The organism is Agrobacterium sp. 10MFCol1.1 (genome assembly GCF_000381165.1).
GTDB classification, from domain to species: Bacteria; Pseudomonadota; Alphaproteobacteria; order Rhizobiales; family Rhizobiaceae; genus Agrobacterium; species Agrobacterium tumefaciens.
The window spans coordinates 71148-90570 of the sequence record NZ_KB906083.1 but is presented as its reverse complement, the minus strand read 5'-3'; the positions used below and the strand labels follow the sequence as shown (position 1 = coordinate 90570).

Annotated in this window: 18 protein-coding genes; 15 read left to right on the top strand and 3 right to left on the bottom strand. The window is 59.3% G+C overall.

The window, feature by feature from the left end; genetic code table 11:
- The first annotated feature begins 16 nt into the window (after positions 1 to 16).
- From F617_RS0123880 to aroQ, 8 genes are all read left to right on the top strand, one after another.
- Complete coding sequence (locus F617_RS0123880; RefSeq protein ID WP_019566998.1) at positions 17 to 1078, top strand: 3-carboxy-cis,cis-muconate cycloisomerase; 1062 nt, start codon at positions 17 to 19, stop codon at positions 1076 to 1078.
- 368 nt (positions 1079 to 1446) lie between these two features.
- Positions 1447 to 2115 (top strand): amino acid ABC transporter permease, encoded by a 669-nt coding sequence (locus F617_RS0123875; protein WP_004431026.1) that lies wholly within the window; start codon positions 1447 to 1449, stop codon positions 2113 to 2115.
- Positions 2116 to 2125: 10 nt separating this feature from the next.
- A complete protein-coding gene (locus tag F617_RS0123870; RefSeq protein WP_004431025.1) occupies positions 2126 to 2776 on the top strand; it encodes an amino acid ABC transporter permease in 651 nt (216 codons plus the stop codon).
- Positions 2777 to 2819: 43 nt separating this feature from the next.
- The gene (locus tag F617_RS0123865) at positions 2820 to 3656 is read left to right on the top strand and encodes a transporter substrate-binding domain-containing protein (protein ID WP_004431022.1); all 837 of its coding nucleotides are present in this window, start codon (positions 2820 to 2822) and stop codon (positions 3654 to 3656) included.
- 34 nt (positions 3657 to 3690) lie between these two features.
- Positions 3691 to 4530 (top strand): transporter substrate-binding domain-containing protein, encoded by an 840-nt coding sequence (locus tag F617_RS0123860; RefSeq protein WP_019566997.1) that lies wholly within the window; start codon positions 3691 to 3693, stop codon positions 4528 to 4530.
- 29 nt (positions 4531 to 4559) lie between these two features.
- A complete protein-coding gene (locus F617_RS0123855; protein WP_019566996.1) occupies positions 4560 to 5321 on the top strand; it encodes an amino acid ABC transporter ATP-binding protein in 762 nt (253 codons plus the stop codon).
- 58 nt (positions 5322 to 5379) lie between these two features.
- Positions 5380 to 6267 carry a shikimate dehydrogenase gene (locus F617_RS0123850; RefSeq protein WP_019566995.1) on the top strand — a complete coding sequence of 296 codons (888 nt, stop codon included), beginning with the start codon at positions 5380 to 5382 and terminating at the stop codon, positions 6265 to 6267.
- Entirely contained in the window at positions 6264 to 6707 is a 444-nt protein-coding gene (gene aroQ, locus F617_RS0123845) for a type II 3-dehydroquinate dehydratase (protein ID WP_004431014.1), read from the top strand. Before F617_RS0123850 ends, aroQ begins: the two co-directional genes overlap by 4 nt.
- On the opposite strand, the gene F617_RS0123840 is transcribed toward aroQ, so the two are convergent.
- Positions 6679 to 7374 (bottom strand): TetR/AcrR family transcriptional regulator, encoded by a 696-nt coding sequence (locus F617_RS0123840; protein WP_004431011.1) that lies wholly within the window; start codon positions 7372 to 7374, stop codon positions 6679 to 6681. The genes aroQ and F617_RS0123840 overlap by 29 nt on opposite strands.
- Positions 7375 to 7495: 121 nt before the next feature.
- Between F617_RS0123840 and F617_RS0123835 the strand changes: the two genes are divergently transcribed.
- Positions 7496 to 9397, top strand: a complete 1902-nt coding sequence (locus tag F617_RS0123835; RefSeq protein WP_026331045.1) for a bifunctional sugar phosphate isomerase/epimerase/4-hydroxyphenylpyruvate dioxygenase family protein — start codon at positions 7496 to 7498, stop codon at positions 9395 to 9397.
- 80 nt (positions 9398 to 9477) lie between these two features.
- On the opposite strand, the gene F617_RS0123830 is transcribed toward F617_RS0123835, so the two are convergent.
- Positions 9478 to 9771: a putative quinol monooxygenase gene (locus F617_RS0123830; protein WP_019566993.1), complete on the bottom strand. Its 294-nt coding sequence runs from the start codon at positions 9769 to 9771 to the stop codon at positions 9478 to 9480.
- 522 nt (positions 9772 to 10293) lie between these two features.
- Between F617_RS0123830 and F617_RS0123825 the strand changes: the two genes are divergently transcribed.
- The 5 genes from F617_RS0123825 to F617_RS0123805 all read left to right on the top strand — a co-directional run bounded on the left by F617_RS0123825 (position 10294) and on the right by F617_RS0123805 (position 17285).
- On the top strand, positions 10294 to 12114 hold the full coding sequence (locus F617_RS0123825; protein ID WP_019566992.1) for an ABC transporter ATP-binding protein: 1821 nt from the start codon (positions 10294 to 10296) through the stop codon (positions 12112 to 12114).
- Positions 12115 to 12155: 41 nt separating this feature from the next.
- A complete protein-coding gene (locus F617_RS0123820; RefSeq protein WP_019566991.1) occupies positions 12156 to 13691 on the top strand; it encodes an ABC transporter substrate-binding protein in 1536 nt (511 codons plus the stop codon).
- 76 nt (positions 13692 to 13767) lie between these two features.
- Complete coding sequence (locus F617_RS0123815; RefSeq protein ID WP_003499197.1) at positions 13768 to 14691, top strand: ABC transporter permease; 924 nt, start codon at positions 13768 to 13770, stop codon at positions 14689 to 14691.
- 6 nt (positions 14692 to 14697) lie between these two features.
- Positions 14698 to 15546, top strand: coding sequence for an ABC transporter permease (locus F617_RS0123810; RefSeq protein ID WP_004430999.1), 849 nt, complete (start codon positions 14698 to 14700; stop codon positions 15544 to 15546).
- Positions 15547 to 15551: 5 nt separating this feature from the next.
- Positions 15552 to 17285, top strand: coding sequence for a M14 family metallopeptidase (locus F617_RS0123805; protein ID WP_026331044.1), 1734 nt, complete (start codon positions 15552 to 15554; stop codon positions 17283 to 17285).
- 193 nt (positions 17286 to 17478) lie between these two features.
- Here F617_RS0123805 and F617_RS0123800 read toward each other — a convergent pair whose 3' ends face one another.
- Positions 17479 to 17850, bottom strand: coding sequence for a hypothetical protein (locus F617_RS0123800; RefSeq protein ID WP_019566989.1), 372 nt, complete (start codon positions 17848 to 17850; stop codon positions 17479 to 17481).
- Positions 17851 to 18229: 379 nt separating this feature from the next.
- Between F617_RS0123800 and F617_RS0123795 the strand changes: the two genes are divergently transcribed.
- Positions 18230 to 19402 carry an ABC transporter substrate-binding protein gene (locus F617_RS0123795; protein ID WP_019566988.1) on the top strand — a complete coding sequence of 391 codons (1173 nt, stop codon included), beginning with the start codon at positions 18230 to 18232 and terminating at the stop codon, positions 19400 to 19402.
- Positions 19403 to 19423 lie beyond the last annotated feature (21 nt).

Below are 19423 nucleotides of genomic sequence, written 5' to 3'. Positions count from 1 at the left end.
GGAGCCGTAACCTGAGATGAGCCTTTCCCCCTTCGAACATCCGTTTCTCTCCGGCCTTTTTGGCGACAGCGAAATCGTTGAGCTGTTTTCGGCCAGAGCGGATATCGATGCCATGATCCGTTTCGAGACGGCGCTGGCGCAGGCGCAAGCCGGGGCGGGCGTCATTGAAGCGGATGCGGCGGATGCGATCGTCTCCCGCCTTTCCGATTTTGCCGCCGATACCACCGCGCTTCGGCATGGCGTCGCCAAGGACGGCGTTGTGGTGCCGGAACTTGTCCGGCAGATGCGGGCGGCGGTTGCCGGTACTGCGGCGGAAAAGCTGCATTTCGGCGCCACCAGCCAGGATGTCATCGATACCAGCCTGATGCTCCGGCTGAAGGCGGCAGCGGAAATCATCGCGGCACGGCTCGGCCGCCTCATCGATACGCTGGGTGATATTGCGGCCCGCGATGGCAGCAACCCGCTGACGGGATATACCCGCATGCAGGCCGCCATCGCCATCACGGTCGGCGACAGGGTGGCAAGCTGGATCGATCCGCTGGAACGGCATCTGGTTCGGATCGACACGTTTTTGCAGCACGGTTTTGCCGTCCAGTTCGGCGGCGCGGCCGGCACGCTGGAAAAGCTCGGCGACAATGCCGGCACTGTCCGCGCCGATCTCGCAAAGCGCCTCGGCCTTTCTGACAGGCCGCAGTGGCACAGCCAGCGCGACGGTATCGCCGAGCTTGCCAATCTGCTGTCGCTCGTCACCGGCACGCTTGGCAAGTTCGGGCAGGATATCGCGCTTCTGGCCGAAGTAGGCGCCGAAATTCGCATGAGCGGCGGGGGTGGTTCCTCGGCGATGCCGCACAAGCAGAACCCGGTCAATGCGGAAACGCTGGTGACGCTGGCACGCTTCAACGCCGTGCAGATTTCGGCGTTGCACCAGTCTCTCGTTCACGAACAGGAACGTTCGGGCGCGGGCTGGATGCTCGAATGGCTGTCACTGCCGCAAATGGTGACGGCAACGGGGTCCTCACTCCTGATCGCCGAGCGCCTCGCGGGGCAGATCGACCGGCTGGGAGCAAGCGAAGAATAAAGAAGGAATGACAGATTTTCGCGAGGACTGAGCGGCCTTCGGGCGCTTTTGCCAGCGAGATGGGAATGGCGCGGGCGTGCGATGAAAACGCTTGCCATTAGTCACATTAGTCGTTGATAAAAAACGACTTTCTTGAACAAGATGAATGAAGAAAAAGTGATCTTTAAGCTGTTTCTAACCGGAGTTGGCGCTTGACACAAAATTGAACTAACTGGTACAAACATTCAGGTTAACGCTATGCTGGCACAGAAGTGTGGAGCTTCCCCGGCACGGTAAAAACAAACGGAGGGCTTTGGAGCCACAGGCTTTCCAAAGCGATGCGAACAAGGCGAAACGTCTGTTCGGACCCGAACGGGTTGGGAGGAAATATGTCTTACAGTCTCGATTTTTCGGCGGTCATAGACCGTCTGCCCGAGCTGCTTCTGGCCTGTCTTGCAACGATCGGCCTTGCAATCGCCGGCATGTCGCTTGCCACCGTCATCGGGGTTCTCGGCGTCGTGGCCCGCCGCTCGCGCTTCAAGCTGCTGCGCGGTCTGGTCATCGGGTTCGTGGAAGCCATTCGCAACACGCCGTTTCTGGTGCAGATATTCTTCATCTTCTTCGCCCTGCCGCAAATCGGCATCAAGCTTAACCCCACGGTCACGGCCATCATTGCGCTTGCGTTGAACGGCGGCGCCTATGCCATTGAAATCATTCGCGGCGGCGTCGATTCCATTCCCAAGGGCCAGGTCGAGGCGGGATTGGCGCTTGGCCTGCACCGGGCGCAGATCTTCCGGCACATCATTCTGAAACCGGCGCTTCGCGCAGTCTATCCGTCACTCACCAGCCAGTTCATCATGCTGACGCTGACCACTTCGGTCTGTACCTCGATTGCGGCTTACGAGCTGACCTCGGTGGCCCAGCAGATCGAAGCGGACACCTTCCGCTCCTTTGAGGTCTATTTCTCGATCACGCTGCTTTATCTGGTCATTTCCTCGCTGATGATGGGGGTATTTTCCCTCATCTCCCGCACATCGTTCAGCTATCCGGTCAAGTGAGGAAAAGACAATGGCATCCATCGGTTCCAACGAATTGTTCTTCTTGCTGCAGGGCCTGAAATGGACCCTTGCGCTGACACTGATCGGCTTCATCGGCGGCGGCATTTTCGGCCTTTGCGTCGCGCTTGGCCGCGTTGCCGAAACCCCGGCGATCCAGCGCGCCAGCACCGGCTTCATCGCGATTTTCCAGGGCACCCCGCTCCTGATGCAGCTTTTCGTCGTTTATTACGGCGTGGCGCTTGCGGGCCTGAATGTCGATGCCTGGATTGCGGTCGCCATCGCATTCACCCTGCATGCGAGCGCCTTTCTGGGTGAAATCTGGCGCGGTGGCATCCAGGCTGTGCCGAAGGGTCAGACCGAAGCCGCCAACGCGCTTGGCCTGCACTACGTGTCGCGTATGAAGGACGTGGTTCTGCCGCAGGCCTTCAAGATTTCGCTGCCCGCCACCATCGGTTTTCTGGTGCAGCTCATCAAGGGCACGTCGCTTGCCGCCATTGTCGGCTTCGTCGAACTGTCCCGCGCCGGCCAGATCGTCTCCAACCAGACGTTCCGTCCGCTGACGGTCTTTGCCATCGTCGGCATCATGTATTTCCTGATCTGCTGGCCGCTTTCCCTGTGGGGCGCCAGTGTAGAAAAGCGGATGCAAGCCGCTTCCCGCTAATACCCATCAACATGTCATCAAGCTTTGTAAGGAGGAGCAAAAGATGAAATCCAACGGTAAATTCTCACGTCGCACCCTGCTCGCGCTCGCCGCAGCAACGGTCGCCCTGCCCTTTATCGCACCGGTCGACGCCTTCGCCGGCACGGTGGATGAGGCCAAGGCCAAGGGCAAGGTCGTAATCGGCATTCAGGGCGACAATTCGCCCTGGGGCTTCGTCAATTCGAGCGGCGTTCAGGATGGCCTCGATGCCGATATCGGCAAGGCGTTTGCCGAATATCTCGGCGTCAAGGTGGAATTCGTACCGCTTGCCGTGGCAAACCGCATTCCGGCCCTTCTGACGGGCAAGGTCGACCTGCTGTTCGCAACCATGGGCATGACCGCCGAGCGCGCCAAGACCATCCAGTATTCCAAGCCCTATGCCGGTAACGTGCTTTCCGTATACGGCCCCAAGGACAAGAAGATCGGCAACTATGACGATCTGACCGGCGTCTCCGTCGGCGTTCCGAAGTCCAGCGCCATGGACACGGCGATCACGGCAGGTGCAGGCTCCAAGGCCAAGATCCTGCGCTTTGACGATGATGCCGCCAACATTCAGGCGCTGATTTCGGGCCAGGTCGAGGTTGTCGGTGGCAACCAGTTTTATGGCGACCGCCTCAATCAGGCTGCCAACGGCAAATACGAGCCGAAGTTCGACCTGACGACGCTTTACAACGGCGCCGGCACCCGTCCGGGTGAAAAGGACTGGAACGAGACCGTCAACGCCTTCCTCGACAAGATCAAGTCGGATGGTCAGCTTGCCAAGATCTACGACAAGTGGATGAAGCGCGAAGTTCCCGCTTTCCCGGAAAGCCTGCCGGATATTCCTTTCACCGTGAAGTGAAGACCGGAAGAGGTTGGATTGGGAGGAGTAACCAATGGGAATCTTTAACAGACAGACGCGTTGGCGAACAGCCATCGCCATCGGATTGGCAGCAGCTTTGCTGCCAATCCTGACACCCGCAGGCGCAGAAGCCAGAACACTTGAAGAAGCAAAGTCCAGCGGCAAGATCATCATCGGCATTCAGGGCGACAACGCGCCCTGGGGCTTCATAAACTCCTCTGGTGTTCAGGAAGGTTATGATGCGGATTTAGCCCGCGGGTTTGCGGACTATCTTGGACTGAAAGTGGAGTTCGTACCGCTTGCAGTCGCCAACCGCATCCCGTCGCTTCGCACCGGAAAGGTCGATGCCCTGTTCGCGTCGATGGGGATGACGCCGGAACGCGCGAAAAACGTACAATATGCGCAGCCTTACGCGCATAACGTGATGTCGGTCTATGCCACCAAGGACAAGAAGATCGCCAACTTCGACGATCTCACGGGAATGACCGTCGGCGCGCCGAAATCCAGTCCGATGGACACGGCTTTGACCGCAGGTGCCGGTACCAAGGCAAAAATTCTGCGTTTCGACGATGACGCCGCCACCATTCAGGCGATCCTGTCGGGCCAGATCGAGGCAATCGGCGGCAACCAGTTTTATGGTGACCGTCTCGCAGCGGCTGGCGGCAAGGATTACGAGGTGAAGTTCGACCTCGTGACCCTCTACAACAGCGCCGCCACGCGCCCCGGTGAAAAGGACTGGAACGAGGCACTCAACGCTTGGCTCGACAAAGCCAAGGCCAATGGCGAGCTCGCAAAAGTCTATGCCAAATGGATGAAGCGCCCGGTTCCGGACTTCCCGGCCTCGCTTCCTGACATTCCCTACACCGTTAACTAACGCTGCTTCCCAGCATGAAGGAAAGTTCCATGTTGCAATCCTCCGCCGCACAGGCTCCGCTGATCGCCCTTGAAGGGGTTGGAAAGTGGTATGGAGCCTTCCATGCGCTGAAAGGCGTCAACATGACGGTTCGCAAAGGCGAAAAAATCGTTCTTTGCGGCCCGTCGGGTTCAGGAAAATCCACCCTTATCCGCTGCATCAACCATCTGGAAGAAATCCAGGAGGGCAAGATCACGGTCGAGGGAACCACGCTTTCGGATTCGACCCGCGCCATCGATGCGGTTCGCCGTGAAGTGGGCATGGTGTTCCAGAGCTTCAATCTCTTCCCGCACAAGACCATCATGGAAAACTGCACCCTGGCGCCCATGCGGGTGAAGGGCCTGTCGAAAGCCGATGCAGAAGCGACCGCGCGCAAATATCTGGAGCGCGTGCGCATTCTCAATCAGGCCGATAAATATCCGGCGCAGCTTTCCGGCGGCCAGCAGCAACGCGCAGCGATTGCCCGTGCGCTCTGCATGGAGCCGAAAGCCATGCTGTTCGATGAGCCGACGTCGGCGCTTGATCCGGAAATGGTCAAGGAAGTGCTCGACACGATGATCGGTCTTGCCCGCGACGGCATGACGATGATCTGCGTGACCCATGAAATGGGCTTTGCCCGGCAGGTTGCCGACCGTGTGGTCTTCATGTCGGAAGGCGAAATCATCGAGGAAGGCCCGCCGGACGAGTTCTTCCGCGATCCCAAGCACCAGCGTACCCGCACATTCCTCGGCGAAATTCTCGCCCATCACTAAGGCTCACCCGGAGCCGACAGGCAGGCGGGGATGACCCCCGCCTCTCCCACCACGTTCGATGAGCGATGACCTGAACATGACAGACACCAAATCCTTCAAGGTCGGCCTGATTGGCGCCGACATCCAGCTTTCCAAATCTCCCGCGCTGCACATGCGCGAAGGGGCTGCCCACGGCCTCGATTATTCCTATGAGCTTGTCGATGTCGTAGCGCGCAAGCTGCCGGAAAGCGCACTTCCCGATTTGCTCAATGAGCTGGAATCGCGCGGCTTTGCTGGCACCAACATTACCCATCCATTCAAGCAGGCGGTCCTTCCGCACCTGCATGAATTGTCTGATGATGCCCGCATGCTCGGCGCGGTCAACACCGTCGTCTTCAAGGACGGACGTCGAATTGGGCACAATACGGACTGGTACGGATTTTACGAAAGCTTCATGCGCGGCCTGCCGGATGCGAAACGCGACCGGGCGCTGCTGGTCGGTGCTGGTGGTGCAGGCGTTGCGGTGGCCCATGCGGCGCTGAAACTCGGCATTACCCATCTCGATATCTGCGACCGCGATTTCAGCCGCGCAGATCATCTGGCTGCCGAACTCAACGCCCGTTTTGGCGAAGGCCACGCCTTTGCCGTGAAAGACCCGGCAGATTCCCTGCCCTTCGCGGATGGGTTGATCCACGCCACACCGATGGGCATGCCCGCCCATCCCGGCATGCCGGTCAAGGCCGACCTCCTTGAACAACGGCACTGGGTGGCCGATATCGTTTATATGCCGCTGGTGACCGAGCTTCTTGCGACGGCGGCCCAAAAAGGCTGTCGCACCCTGCCCGGCGGCGGCATGACGGTGTTTCAGGCTGTTGGCGCGTTTCGGCTGTTCTGCGGCCGTGAACCTGATGCCGAGCGCATGACGGCACATTTTACCGAAATTTGCACGAAAGAGGGTGTGGCGTGAGCCTTTTCACCATACTTAACGGACCGAACCTCAACCTGCTCGGCCAACGCCAGCCGGAAATCTACGGCTACGAGACGATGGCCGATGTGGAGGCCAATTGCCGCGCGATTGCCGAGGCGGCGGGCCACGAGATATTCTTTGCCCAGAGCAACCGGGAATACGAGTTGATAGACTGGATCCATGCGGCGCGCGGCACATCGGCAGGGATCGTCATCAATCCCGGTGCCTTTACCCATACCTCGGTGGCGATCCTCGATGCACTCAATACCTTCGAGGCACCGGTGATCGAGGTTCACATTTCCAACATCCACAAACGGGAGATCTTCCGCCACCATTCCTATATCTCGACGCGCGCCGAAGGCGTGATCGCCGGTCTCGGCATCGAAGGTTACGGGGTGGCGCTCAGCCACCTCATCGGCCGTCTTTCCCGATCTTCGTGATATGGTCAGGGCTCAGCACATATCGCAACACCATGTCGCTGACGTGATGCGACAATGTTTGCTGACCCTTCTCGGTAAACAGCCCGTCGCCGAAGATGAAAGAGAAGGTTGCGACGTTCGAGACGTTGAAAAAGGACAGCGCGCTGATCTGCCAGTGCAGTTCCAGCGCATTGATGCCGTTGCGGAAAATGCCGCTCTTCTGGCCGCGCAGCAGCACGCTTTCCAGGGCATCGATGGCCGGCCGGTTGAGCTGGCGGATCGTTCCGGACGATTGCATGTGCCGGCCGTGATGAATGTTCTCGATCATCACCATGCGGATGAAAGCCGGGTTGCGGCGATGGTGATCGAAGGTGAACCGACAGAGCTTTTCGAGCGCCGCAACCGGCTCCAGACCGTCCAGCTCCAGATCGCTCTCGCCGCCACGCACCTTGGCATAGGCTTCTTCAAGAACGCGCTGGTAAAGCCCTTCCTTGTCGGTAAAATAATAATAGATCATCCGCTTGGACGTGCGCGTGCGGGCGGCGATCTCGTCGATGCGCGCCCCCGACAGGCCGTTTTGCGAAAACTCCTCCATCGCAACGGAAAGAATGTCTCGGCGCACGCCTTCCGGATCGCGCTTCGCCTGCCGGGTTTCGCTGGTGCCGTTCGAAGTTGCGCTTTTTGTCATGATCCATCCATCAGCAGGGTATACGGCTTGCCGCCGCACCCCTATTATTAACCAATTAGTACATAACGCTGAAAAGGAACGCAATATGGCGAGCTATGACACAGGCAAACAGGGCGTGCCAATGCGTACTTCCATCGCCACCGTCTCCATCAGCGGCGAATTCCCAGAGAAACTGGCGGCCATTGCGAAAGCCGGTTTCACTGGTGTGGAGATTTTCGAGAACGATTTCCTGACCTACGACGCCTCGCCGCGCGAGGTGAAGGCCCTTGCGGCAGATCATGGGCTGGATATCACGCTTTTCCAGCCGTTCCGCGATTTCGAAGGCATGCCGGAACCGCACCGCGCCCGCGCCTTCGAGCGCGCAGGGCGTAAATTCGACATCATGGGCGAACTCGGGACCGATCTGATGCTGATCTGCTCGAATGTCTCGCCGGTGTCGCTGGGTGGCATAGACCGCGCCGCCGCCGATTTCCATGAGCTTGGCGAACTTGCGGCCAGGCATGGTGTTCGCGTGGGTTACGAGGCCCTGGCCTGGGGCCGGCACATCAGCGATCATCGCGATGCGTGGGAAGTGGTGCGCCGCGCCGATCACCCCAATGTCGGTATCATCCTCGACAGCTTCCACACGCTGTCGCGCAAGATCGATCCCAACTCCATCCGCTCCATTCCCGGCGACAAGATCTTCATCGTGCAATTGGCCGACGCACCGCTGATAGACATGGACCTGTTGTACTGGAGCCGCCATTTCCGCAACATGCCCGGCGAAGGCGATCTGCCGGTGGTGGATTTCATGCGCGCTGTCGCGGCAACCGGTTATAGCGGCCCGCTGTCGCTCGAAATCTTCAACGACCAGTTCCGCGGTGGCTCGGCGCGCCTGCTGGCTGAGGACGGCCATCGTTCGCTCATCAACCTCATGGATCAGGTGCGCCGTCTGGAGCCCGACATCCGCATCGAGGCGCCCGCCATGCCTGAGCGGGTGCAGACGGAAGGCGTGGAGTTTGTCGAGTTCACAACGGCGCCGGAGGAAAAGGCCAATCTGGAAGCGCTGCTCGCCACACTCGGTTTTGATAAAACCGCGAGGCACCGCAATCGCGATGTCGATCTCTATACGCAGGGCGACATTCGCATCGTCATCAATACCGGCGGTACCGGTGAGAGTTTCGCCGGTGCATCCTACTCCATCCACGGCACCAATGCCTATGCATTCGGCCTGAAGGTCGATGATGCGCAGGCAGCGCTTGCGCGTGCGGCAGCGCTGGGCGCGCCGACATTCGCCGAACCGCGCAAATCCGGCGAAGTCGCGGTTCCAGCCATTCAGGGCGTGGGCAATGGCGTCATCTATTTCCTCGACGGGTCCACGGCGCTCGCCTCCATCTGGGACAATGAATTCGCACCGGTCGATGCGACGGCACCGGCAGGCAATACCGGACTGACCCGCATCGACCATCTTGCGCAAACAACGCATTACGATGAAATGCTGACCTGGCTTCTGTTTTACACATCGCTGTTTTCAACGCGCCGCACGCCGATGGTGGATGTGGTCGATCCCGGCGGTCTGGTGCGCAGCCAGGCCATAGAAAGCGTGCCCTCCCCGCGTTTCCGCCTGACCATGAACGGCGCCGACAACCGAAAGACCTTCGCCGGCAAATTTCTGGCGGAAGGTTTCGGCACCAGCATCCAGCACATCGCGTTCGCCACGGACGATATCTTCGCCACCGCCAAGGCTCTGCATGCGCGCGGCTTTCACGCCCTGCCGATCTCGCGCAATTATTATGACGATCTGGAGGCCCGCTTCGGGCTGGAACCGGAATTCTCCGACGCACTCCGGGAAGCAAGCATCCTCTACGACCGGGACGACAACGGCGAATATTTCCAGATATACAGCCGCACCTTCGGCGAAGGGTTCTTCTTCGAAATCGTCGAAAGGCGCGGTGCCTACGGCGGATATGGCGCGATGAACGCCCCCTTCCGCATCGCTGCGCAGCGGCGCCTTGCGCCACCGATCGGCATGCCGAAGGAATAGGCGCAGACACCAGTCCACTGGTGCTTCAAAAATGCAAACAGGCCGCAGCCAGCAGGAACGCCGCTGCGGCCTGTCTTTATTTACGCCAGCATCACTATCTCATAGTCCCGTGGAATGGCGGAGGTGGCCACAAACCACTTAGATGCGCGCGTGCGCTGCTGATGAAAATCGAAAGCAGCGCGGTCCACAAAAAGCTCTTCCACCCTCCAGATCAGGGGGTCTTCGGTCTGCGATACCTCAAAGGAAATACAGCCCGGCTCCGCTCTGGTCAGGTGAATGTGATCGGGCAGATGGCTTTCCACAAGTTGAACATCCTGCACCGATGCGCAACGCAGGAAGCCGGATAACCTGACCGCACCCGTTCTATTCGTCATACCCGGTATCCTTTTTCAATGGTCTTCGTCCGGCCTGTATCACGGGCAGCGGCACCCGCAACCACTGAAATCGATACATCCTCAATACAGACTAAAACCATCCCTTAATCGGGGTCCGGCCCTTCGGCACACCCGCGCCCAAAATAAATGCACTTGCGTATTTGTAGAGCAGTATACAAAAATTGTTCAACACTCTGGACATGATTGTCCTGTTTTGTTAGCTTTTTTGTAAAACAAGGGGTGGGGAATACAAGTTCATGCGCATCATCGATTCTGAGACTGGCACCAGGCATTTTACCGGCACCGGTGAGGTCGCCCATAGCACTTCGACCAGGTCGAAATTCCCGTATCGACCGGCAGCAGCCAATCTACATCGCGCCTGAAACGCCATGCGCTTTCTTTTGACACTCCCATCTTCCGGCACAGCGTTTCATCCCGCGCGCCTGCCCCACGCCCTTGCCACCTCACTATTTCAGATGGCCGCGCCGGCATTGCCGCGCATGCCAAGCCGGAGACGCTGATATGACCGCCGCAAACCGCAACGCCCTCCTCTCGGTTGAAAACCTGAGCGTTGAGTTCGGCGACAGCCGCGTCGTGGACGATATTTCCTTTGCCGTGGAAGCCGGCAGGACGGTGGCGATCGTCGGCGAATCCGGATCGGGCAAATCGGTCACGTCGCTCTCGACCATGCGTCTTGCGGATATGATGGGCGCGACTTACCCCGCCGGTCACATCATGTTCGAAGGCAAGGATCTGCTGAAGGCATCGCAGAAGGAAATGCGGTCGATCCGCGGCAAGGAGATCGCCATGATCTTCCAGGAGCCGATGACGTCGCTGAACCCGGTCTTCACCATCGGTGACCAGATCTGCGAAGTGCTTGTCCTGCACGAGAAAATGGGCAAGGCGGCGGCCATGGCCGAGGCAAAAAAGTTGCTCGACATGGTGCGGTTGCCGGATGCGGCCGAGCTTCTGCACCGTTATCCGCATCAGCTTTCCGGCGGCATGCGCCAGCGCGTGATGATTGCTATGGCGCTTGCCTGTCGGCCGAAGCTGCTGATCGCCGACGAACCGACGACGGCACTTGATGTCACCATTCAGGCGCAGATCCTCAACATCATGCGCGACCTGCAAAAGAAACTCGGCATGGGCATGGTCTTCATCACCCATGACATGGGCGTGGTGGCGGAAATGGCCGATGACGTCGTCGTCATGTGGAAGGGCAGGAAGGTTGAGGAAGGCCCGGTCAAGGACATCTTCGCCAATCCGCAGCATCCCTATACGCGGGCGCTGCTTTCCGCCGTTCCGCGCCTCGGCAGCATGACCGGAGAAGAGTTTCCCAAGCGCCTTCCGCTCACCGTCCTGCAGGATGGCCAGCCGGTCGTGGTGGGCGAGGAACGGGTGCAGAACACCGCAAAATACGACGAGAAGCCGCTGCTTTCGGTTCGCGACCTGTTCGTTCGCTTCGATATTCGCAAGAACCTGTTCGGCAAGGCGACGCACCGTTGCAGTGCCGTGCAGAAGGTCAGCTTCGACATCCATGCCGGAGAGACACTGGCGCTGGTCGGTGAATCCGGTTCGGGCAAATCCACCATCGGCCGCACAATCCAGCAGCTGCAATCGGCGGTATCAGGCGAAATATCCTTCAACGGCCGCAGCTATTCTGAGATGTCGGCAGCGGAACGTTTCCGCATGCGGCAGGAAGTGCAATATATCTTCCAGGATCCCTTCGCCTCGCTCGATCCGCGCAAGACGGTAGGCTTCTCGATCGCCGAACCGATCAATACCCACGGCCTGATCAACGATGCCAAGGCGGTGCGCCGCCGGGTGGATGAGCTGCTGGAACGGGTGGGTCTGAGTTCGGAACATGCATCGCGGTATCCGCACGAGTTTTCGGGCGGCCAGCGGCAGCGTGTCTGCATTGCCCGCGCGCTCGCCTCCGATCCCAAGCTCATCATCGCCGATGAAGCGCTGTCGGCGCTTGATGTCTCCATCCAGGCGCAGATCATCAATCTGTTCATGGATTTGCAGGCGGAACGTGGTCTTGCTTACCTGTTCATCAGCCATGACATGGCGGTGGTGGAAAAGATGAGCCACCGCGTCGCGGTGCTTTATCTCGGCCAGATCATGGAAATGGGCAGCCGCCAGCAGGTCTTCGAAACGCCCACGCATGATTATACGCGCCGGCTGCTTTCCGCAGTGCCGGTTGCCGATCCCCTGATCGAGCGCCGCATCGCCATGATCGAGGGCGAAATTCCCAATCCCGTGCGCCGCGTCGGCGATGAGCCCGCCATTCTCGCCCATGAGGAAATCAATCCAGGCCACTTCATCGCGAAGAGTGCCTGAACAATAACCAAAACCGTAACCATCTGAAGAGGAACAGGTAGATGACAAAAATCAAAAAGGGGATGACGGCAACGTTCGTCGCGCTTGCGCTGGCCGGCACGGCCTTCACCGCAGCGCCGGCTTTCGCCGCTGGCAAGATGACCATTTCCAGCCCGCAGGACCCCGGCAGCTGGGATCCGATCGACACCTTCCTGGTGCAATGGGCAGCTGTCGCCACCAACATCTTCGATGGCCTGACCTATCGCGGTCCGGACCTGAAACTTGTGCCCGGCCTTGCCGAATCCTGGGAAGAGCTGGATGAAGGCAAGCGCATCCGCTTCAAGCTGCGCCAGAACGTCAAGTTCCATAATGGCGAGCCCTTCAACGCCGCCGCCGTCAAGTTCACCTTCGAGCGCCTTCTCGGCGAACAGGGTGCCAAGGGCCCGCAGCGCTCCAACTATGTCGCCATCGAAAGCGTCGACGTCATCGACGACTACACCGTCGACATGAAGCTCAAGGCGCCCGATCCGGTGCTTCTGACCAAGCTTGCCGGTTATGGCGGCATGATCGTGCCGCCGAAATATATTCAGGAAAAGGGTGAGGACAACTTCAACCTCAACCCGGTCGGCACCGGCGCGTTCAAATTCGTCTCCTATGCGCCGAAGACCAACATCAAGCTGGAAGCCAACCCGGATTACTGGGGCGGCGCACCAAAGCTCTCCGAACTGGAATTCCGCTTCATCGCCGAGCCGGCGACCGCAGTTGCCGAATTGCAGGCCGGCCGCGTCGATCTCGTCATTCCTCCCACCATCCCGATTGGCATGATCCCGGTCATCGAAGGCGATTCCAAGCTGGAGATCGTCAGCGTTCCAGGCCCGACGGTGGATGCGCTGCGTTTCAACACTCGTGACGGCATCACTGCTGATCCCAAGGTGCGCAAGGCCATCATCATGGCCGTTGATCGCGGCACGATCGTCAAGTCGGTCCTTGCCGGTCAGGCCTCGGAAATCGCCAGCTTCCAGAGCGCGCTGTCCTTCGGTTACGACGCCGATCTGAAGCCGCTGCCTTATGATCCGGAAGGCGCAAAGAAGCTGCTCGCGGAAGCCGGCGTCAAGCCAGGTGCGGCGCTGCAGATCGATATCAGAGGCAACGATGCGACGATGAACGAAGTCGCGCAGGTCATCTCCAGCTATCTGTCCATGGTCGGCATCACCGCCACCATCAAGCCCTATGAGACCAACGTTCTCCTGAACGACATCATCCCGCAGGGCAAGACCGGCGCGATGTTCCAGCAGAAGTGGGGCGGCTGGACCTTCGATTACGACAACACGGCCTATTCCATGTACCACTCGGGTGAAAAGTGGAATCCTTACGACAAGGACGAGAAGCTGGACAAGCTGCTGGAATCGCAGCGCCCGCTGACTGACCGAGCCGAGCGCGAAAAAATCCTCAAGCAAGTCGGCGCCTATGCCGCTGAGCGCGCGCTGGAAATTCCGCTTTACAACACCAATGCCATTTACGGCATCAACAAGCGGGTCAAGGGTTTCGTGGCACCGCCGGATAACCGCCTGAAGCTGACCGACGTCACCGTCGAATAATCAGGCCTATCCTCCCTAAAAGCGCCTTGCCCGCCATCCCGCGGGCAAGGTCGGGTCTCTCTTCAAGGTAAAAAACGTGGCCGGTTTCCTCATCAAGCGATTGCTGCAGGCGATTTTCGTCGTCATCGCCATCACCCTTCTCGTTTCCTTCGCCATCCGCCTGACGGGCGATCCAGCTGTCACCATGTTCCAGGGCGGCGGCAGCATGACGGAAGACGATCTGGCGCGCATTCGTGCGGCGCTTGGAACCGACCGGCCGTTCTTCGTGCAATATTTCAGCTTCCTGAAAGGCCTGGTTACGCTCGATTTCGGCCGCAGCTTCACCGGCAGCACGCCGGTATCACGGCTCATCGCCGATGCCCTGCCCGCCACGCTGCTTCTCGCCTTCATCTCCATGGCGGTGTCGATTGCGCTTTCCATTCCGCTCGGCATCAAGGCCGCGACCTCGCGCGGCAAGACGGCCGATCAGGTGATCCGTATCTTCTCGCTCGTCGGCCTGTCCTTCCCCAATTTCTGGCTGGCCACCATGCTGGTGCTGCTTTTCTCCATCACGCTCGGCTGGCTGCCGCCAAGCGGCATGGGCGGCTTTGCAAGCTACATCATGCCATCGGTCACCATGGGCGTTATCCTGACGGCTACCAATGTGCGTCTGGTGCGCACGGCGATGCTCGATACGCTGCGCTCGCAATATGTCATGGTGGCGCGCGCCAAGGGCCTCAGCGAAAACAAGGTGCTTTACAAGCATGCGCTACGTAACTGCGCCATTCCGCTGATTACCTATTTCGGCCTGCAATTCGGCGGACTTCTCGGCGGCATCGTCGTCATCGAGCGCGTCTTCAACTGGCCGGGTCTCGGCACGCTCGCCTTCGATGCGGTGGGCGCGCGCGACTATCCCGTGCTTCAGGCCGTCATCACCGTGCTGTCGCTGATGATCGTCGGCATCAACCTTCTGGTCGATATCGCCTACGGGCTGGTCGATCCGCGCATCCGCACGGAGTAATTGACGATGGCTGCCAAAACCTCGCGCCTGTCGCGCTTCAACAATCTCGAATTCATCCTCGGCGCCCTGCTTACCGTCGTCATCTGCCTTGCCGTTCTTCTTTCCGACGTGCTGTTTCCGGGCGGTGCCGAAAAGATCGACCTGATGGCGCGCCTTGCCAAGCCCTTCACTAGCGCCGCCCATCCGCTCGGCACCGATCCGCTCGGCCGTGACGTACTGGCCCGTGTCGTGGCCGGCGGCAAGATTTCGCTGCTCGTCGGTTTCACCTCGGTCATCGGGGCCGTGGTCTTCGGCGTGATCGTCGGCCTGGTCGCCGGTTATTATCGCGGCTTCTGGGACATGCTGGTCATGCGCTTTGCCGATATCCAGCTCGCCATGCCTTTCATTCTCTTGGCCATCACCTTCATCGCAATTGTTGGCGGCAGCCTCACCAACACCATCATCCTCCTGATCGTCTCGCAATGGGTACAATATGCCCGTCTGGTGCGCGGCTCGGTGCTGACGCTGCGCGAACGGGAATTCATCCTGTCCGCCCGCGCCATTGGCGTGAAGGACTGGCGCATCATCCTCCAGCACCTTCTGCCGAACCTGATCGGCCCGGTCATCGTGCTGATGACGCTCAACGTCGCCAACAACATCCTGCTGGAAAGCAGCCTCACCTTCCTCGGCCTCGGTGTCGATCCGACCATTCCGAGCTGGGGCGGCATGCTGGCGGATGGCCGCACCTATCTGCAAACGGCATGGTGGGTCAGCGTCTTCCCCGGTCTTGCCATCCTTCTGACCGTGCTTGGCCTCAACCTTCTCGGTGACTGGCTGCGCGACAGCCTCGACCCCACCGGCAGAACCTCAAGGTGATCGTGATGAGCCAGATTTTCGACCAGACCTTCAAGCGTACTCTGGATGTGCTTCTCGCCAATGCCGCGCCCGGCCAGTCCTTCGAGGCATGGACGTTCGATGACGCCAAAAGCCGCCGCGAGGCCGAAGAAAGGCTGAAGAAAAAAGGCGTCAGTGCCCGCATCCGCAGCGCCTACAAGCCGCTTCTCTTCACCTTTCTGGAAGAGATCAATCTTGGTGGCGTCGATGCCATCGAGGTGCATTACCCGGTGCACGCCAATGCACCCGCCAATCGTTTCCGGCTGGAGGCCTATCCGCTGGCGGCACTAGCCGGCGACGCGAAGATCGATTTTATCGCCGGCGACGACGACGCCCTTCATTATGACGTTACGCTGAGCCGCAACGGCAAGAAGGAAACCCTGAAGGTTCTCGCTCCCAACCGGGTTCATACCGATATCGTCGGCGAAACCAATGTCTCGCCAACCGGCTGGTTTCGTCCGGCCGGTGACGCTACGGGCGAGCGGCTGGAGACGGATTACGAGCAGCTTTTCGAAGCGGCAATCAATGCCGTCGCCAACCACGGCTGGGGCGATGAGGAACCCTATTTCGAGGAATTGAACATTCACGTCACGCACCCGTCCGAAGACATGGCGCTGCCGGTCGGGGACGAGGTGATCAGCCTGCGTGAAGCGCTGCACGAGGATTTCTATTTCTCCCTCCTGGAATTCTTCCAGAAGAAGTCCGGCCGGCCGCTGGGCGACCGGGGCCTGAAACCCGGCCAGATCGTTCCGGAAGTCGTCAAAAGCAACGGCGACGTTTCGGTCCGCATCGAGACCCGTGCACTCACCACCACTTTCCTGGATGGCGGCGAACAGCGGATCGACGAGGCCCGCGAACCGGTGGCGGCGGGTCAGATCGCGCGGATGCTTGCCGAGATCGGCGGCGAGGCGTTCGAGGCCCGCTCGCGGTCGGGCCGCGTTCTTGCCGCCCGTTATGTCGCGGGCAGCGATGCCGCTGTGATGATCAGCGGCGGCCAGCATCCCAATGAAACCACCGGCATCGTTGGCGCCGTCCGCGCCGCCCGCAAACTTGCGGAAAGACAGGGCGCGCATTTCACCATTTCGCCTCTGGAAAACCCTGATGGTTATGCCCTGCACCAGCGCCTGCGCGCCGACAATCCACGCCATATGCACCATGCGGCGCGGTACACGGCGCTCGGCGACGATCTCGAATATCGCACGCGGGAAAATTCGGGCGTCCATCTCAACGAGAAGGCAATCCGTTTCAGCGCGCAGGAGATGAGCGGCGCGAGCCTGCATGTGAACCTGCACGGTTATCCCTCGCACGAATGGACCCGTCCGCTTTCCGGTTATGTGCCGCGCAATTTCGCCATGTGGACCCTGCCGAAGGGTTTCTTCCTGATCATCCGCCACCATGCGGATTGGGAAAAGCAGGCGGAAGCCCTGCTCGACCGGGTTACCCGCCATCTCGGCGCCATTCCGGGCCTGCTGGATTACAACAACCGCCAGATCGCGCTTTATGAGATTCACGCCGGTGAAACCGGTTTCCGCATCATCAACGGTTTCCCGTGCCTGTCGTCCATCGACGACCGCCACACAGTGCCGATGACGCTGATTACCGAATATCCTGATGAGACGATCTACGGCGATGACTTTATCACCGGCCACACGGCGCAGATGGAAACGGTTCTTTCCGCTTACGACGCCTGGCAGGATATTTTCGTCGCGGACGTTGCCTGATTTCGAAGCGCCCCCGATTGGGGGCCTCAGAATGATGGCGAAGTCCCGAATCCCTCGTCCGTCATGCTTGGACTTGTCCGGAGCAGTTGCAACGTCTTGGTCTAGTTGGACGTGATTGGATCCTTGGGGCAATCCAGCGATGACGCCGGGTGTGAGGGAGCTTTGTCATCACCCTCAGTTGCCCTTGTACGGCTTACTTCTCAGCCGTGGCGGCAAGCTTCTTTTCCTGCTGCTTCTGCAAAAGCCGCTTGCCCTTGCTCAAAATATGCAGATTGGCGGCATCAAGTTTGTTATATCCGGCCTGAATAATATCGAGATCGGCGACGTGACCGATTGCTGCCAGTTCATGCATCACGTCGCCAACAGCGACATCGACGCTTGGCTTCGGCAGGTGCACAACATCTTCCACCGCGGCGCGCATGCCATCCGCCTCGCCGCCCATGACGTGATACAGCGCCAGCGCCTTGCGGAGAAAAGCTTCGCGGCGCTCGATCTTGTTGTTGAGTATACTGTCGCCAACGCGATTCCGCATAAGATCAACGGCTTTATTCTGGTATTCGCCCATCAAGACACCAAATGAAATTCAAAATATGCTTCGGGAGACTACGGACAATCCCCTTAGAACTGGTTAAGGCACCGGGATTACGCGCATATTATCGTCATTTTCCGGCCGCGTGGCGCAGGGCGTTCTTCATAACGGCGGCATTTGGAAGCAGAATGCTGAAACGGGACCATTCGTGATGGCTGCAGCGGCTGCGGCAATTGAGAATCGCCAGACTATCCCTATTGTATGATCCAATATCGGGCAGAACCGGATAAGGCGGCGATCCATAACCATCAGGTTATTTATTGCCCCCTTTTTTTCATTTTACTTTGGCCATCGCACTTACCAGTTTGACTGGCTGGATCGGTGGAGGGAGCCACGGATCAATTGGGAGGAAATCATGAAATTACGGATCACCGCCGCAATCGCGGCCATCTGCTTCAGTTCCGTTGCCTATGCCGAGACGATCAAGGTCGGCGTGGTCGGCCCGTTCTCCGGCCCCTTCGCGCTGCAGGGCAAGAACTTCAAGGCCGGCATAGACGCCTGGTTTTCGCTTCACGGCAACAAGGTCGGCAATGACACTGTCGAAGTCGTCTACCGCGATGTGCCGCAGGCCGATCCGGCGCAATCCAAGGCGCTGGCGCAGGAGCTGGTTGTAAAGGAAGGCGTGCAATATCTCGCGGGCTTCTATTTTACGCCCGACGCCATGGCGGTTACGCCACTTCTGAAACAGGGCAATGTGCCCATGGTCATCATGAATGCGGCCACCTCGGCCATCGTTACCAAAAGCCCCTATGTGGTGCGCACCTCGTTCACGACATGGCAGACATCCACGCCCATCGCCAAGGTGGCTTTCGATGGCGGCGTCAAGAAGGTCATTTCGCTGGTCAGCGATTACGGCCCGGGCGTTGACGCGGAGAACGCCTTTAAGGCAGCCTTCACCGCCGCTGGCGGCGAAGTTGTGGAAAGCATTCGCATGCCGCTTTCCACCAATGATTTCAGCCCCATCATGCAGCGCGTGAAGGATTCCGGCGCACAAGGCGTCTTCGCCTTCCTGCCCTCCGGCCCGACGACTCTCGGCTTCGTGAAGGCCTTCAACGACAACGGCCTGAAATCATCAGGCATCAAGCTTTTCGCGCCGGGCGATCTTACACAGGAATCGGATCTGCCGGCCCTCGGCGAAGCAGCGCTCGGCATGCAGACTACCTTCCACTATGCCGTCTCCCACGATTCACCCGAAAACAAGACCTTCGTGGAGGCCGCAACCAAGGCCATTGGCAATCAGAAGGAACTGTCCTTCCCCGCAGTCGGCGCGTTTGACGGCATGTATGTCATCACCAAGATGATCGAGGCGACCGGCGGCAAACAGGATGCGGAAAAGGCTGTCGAGGCGGTAAAGGGCCTTTCCTGGACAAGCCCGCGCGGCCCTGTCAGCATCGATCCGCAGAGCCGCCACATCACCCAGAACATCTATCTGCGCGAAGTCTCCAAGGGCGATGACGGCAATTATTACAACAAGGAAGTCCAGACTTTCGAAAAACAGGGCGATCCGGGCCTTGCCGCCGCCAAGTAAGTATTGAGACGGAAATGACCG

What these genes read in the sequence shown, in the direction of transcription:
- F617_RS0123880 (WP_019566998.1), top strand. Translation starts at nt 17, where the DNA reads ATGAGCCTTTCCCCCTTCGAACATCCGTTTCTCTCCGGCCTTTTTGGC.
- F617_RS0123875 (WP_004431026.1), top strand. Translation starts at nt 1,447, where the DNA reads ATGTCTTACAGTCTCGATTTTTCGGCGGTCATAGACCGTCTGCCCGAG.
- F617_RS0123870 (WP_004431025.1), top strand. Translation starts at nt 2,126, where the DNA reads ATGGCATCCATCGGTTCCAACGAATTGTTCTTCTTGCTGCAGGGCCTG.
- F617_RS0123865 (WP_004431022.1), top strand. Translation starts at nt 2,820, where the DNA reads ATGAAATCCAACGGTAAATTCTCACGTCGCACCCTGCTCGCGCTCGCC.
- F617_RS0123860 (WP_019566997.1), top strand. Translation starts at nt 3,691, where the DNA reads ATGGGAATCTTTAACAGACAGACGCGTTGGCGAACAGCCATCGCCATC.
- F617_RS0123855 (WP_019566996.1), top strand. Translation starts at nt 4,560, where the DNA reads ATGTTGCAATCCTCCGCCGCACAGGCTCCGCTGATCGCCCTTGAAGGG.
- F617_RS0123850 (WP_019566995.1), top strand. Translation starts at nt 5,380, where the DNA reads ATGAGCGATGACCTGAACATGACAGACACCAAATCCTTCAAGGTCGGC.
- F617_RS0123840 (WP_004431011.1), bottom strand. Translation starts at nt 7,374, where the DNA reads ATGACAAAAAGCGCAACTTCGAACGGCACCAGCGAAACCCGGCAGGCG.
- F617_RS0123835 (WP_026331045.1), top strand. Translation starts at nt 7,496, where the DNA reads ATGCGTACTTCCATCGCCACCGTCTCCATCAGCGGCGAATTCCCAGAG.
- F617_RS0123830 (WP_019566993.1), bottom strand. Translation starts at nt 9,771, where the DNA reads ATGACGAATAGAACGGGTGCGGTCAGGTTATCCGGCTTCCTGCGTTGC.
- F617_RS0123825 (WP_019566992.1), top strand. Translation starts at nt 10,294, where the DNA reads ATGACCGCCGCAAACCGCAACGCCCTCCTCTCGGTTGAAAACCTGAGC.
- F617_RS0123820 (WP_019566991.1), top strand. Translation starts at nt 12,156, where the DNA reads ATGACAAAAATCAAAAAGGGGATGACGGCAACGTTCGTCGCGCTTGCG.
- F617_RS0123810 (WP_004430999.1), top strand. Translation starts at nt 14,698, where the DNA reads ATGGCTGCCAAAACCTCGCGCCTGTCGCGCTTCAACAATCTCGAATTC.
- F617_RS0123805 (WP_026331044.1), top strand. Translation starts at nt 15,552, where the DNA reads ATGAGCCAGATTTTCGACCAGACCTTCAAGCGTACTCTGGATGTGCTT.
- F617_RS0123800 (WP_019566989.1), bottom strand. Translation starts at nt 17,850, where the DNA reads ATGGGCGAATACCAGAATAAAGCCGTTGATCTTATGCGGAATCGCGTT.
- F617_RS0123795 (WP_019566988.1), top strand. Translation starts at nt 18,230, where the DNA reads ATGAAATTACGGATCACCGCCGCAATCGCGGCCATCTGCTTCAGTTCC.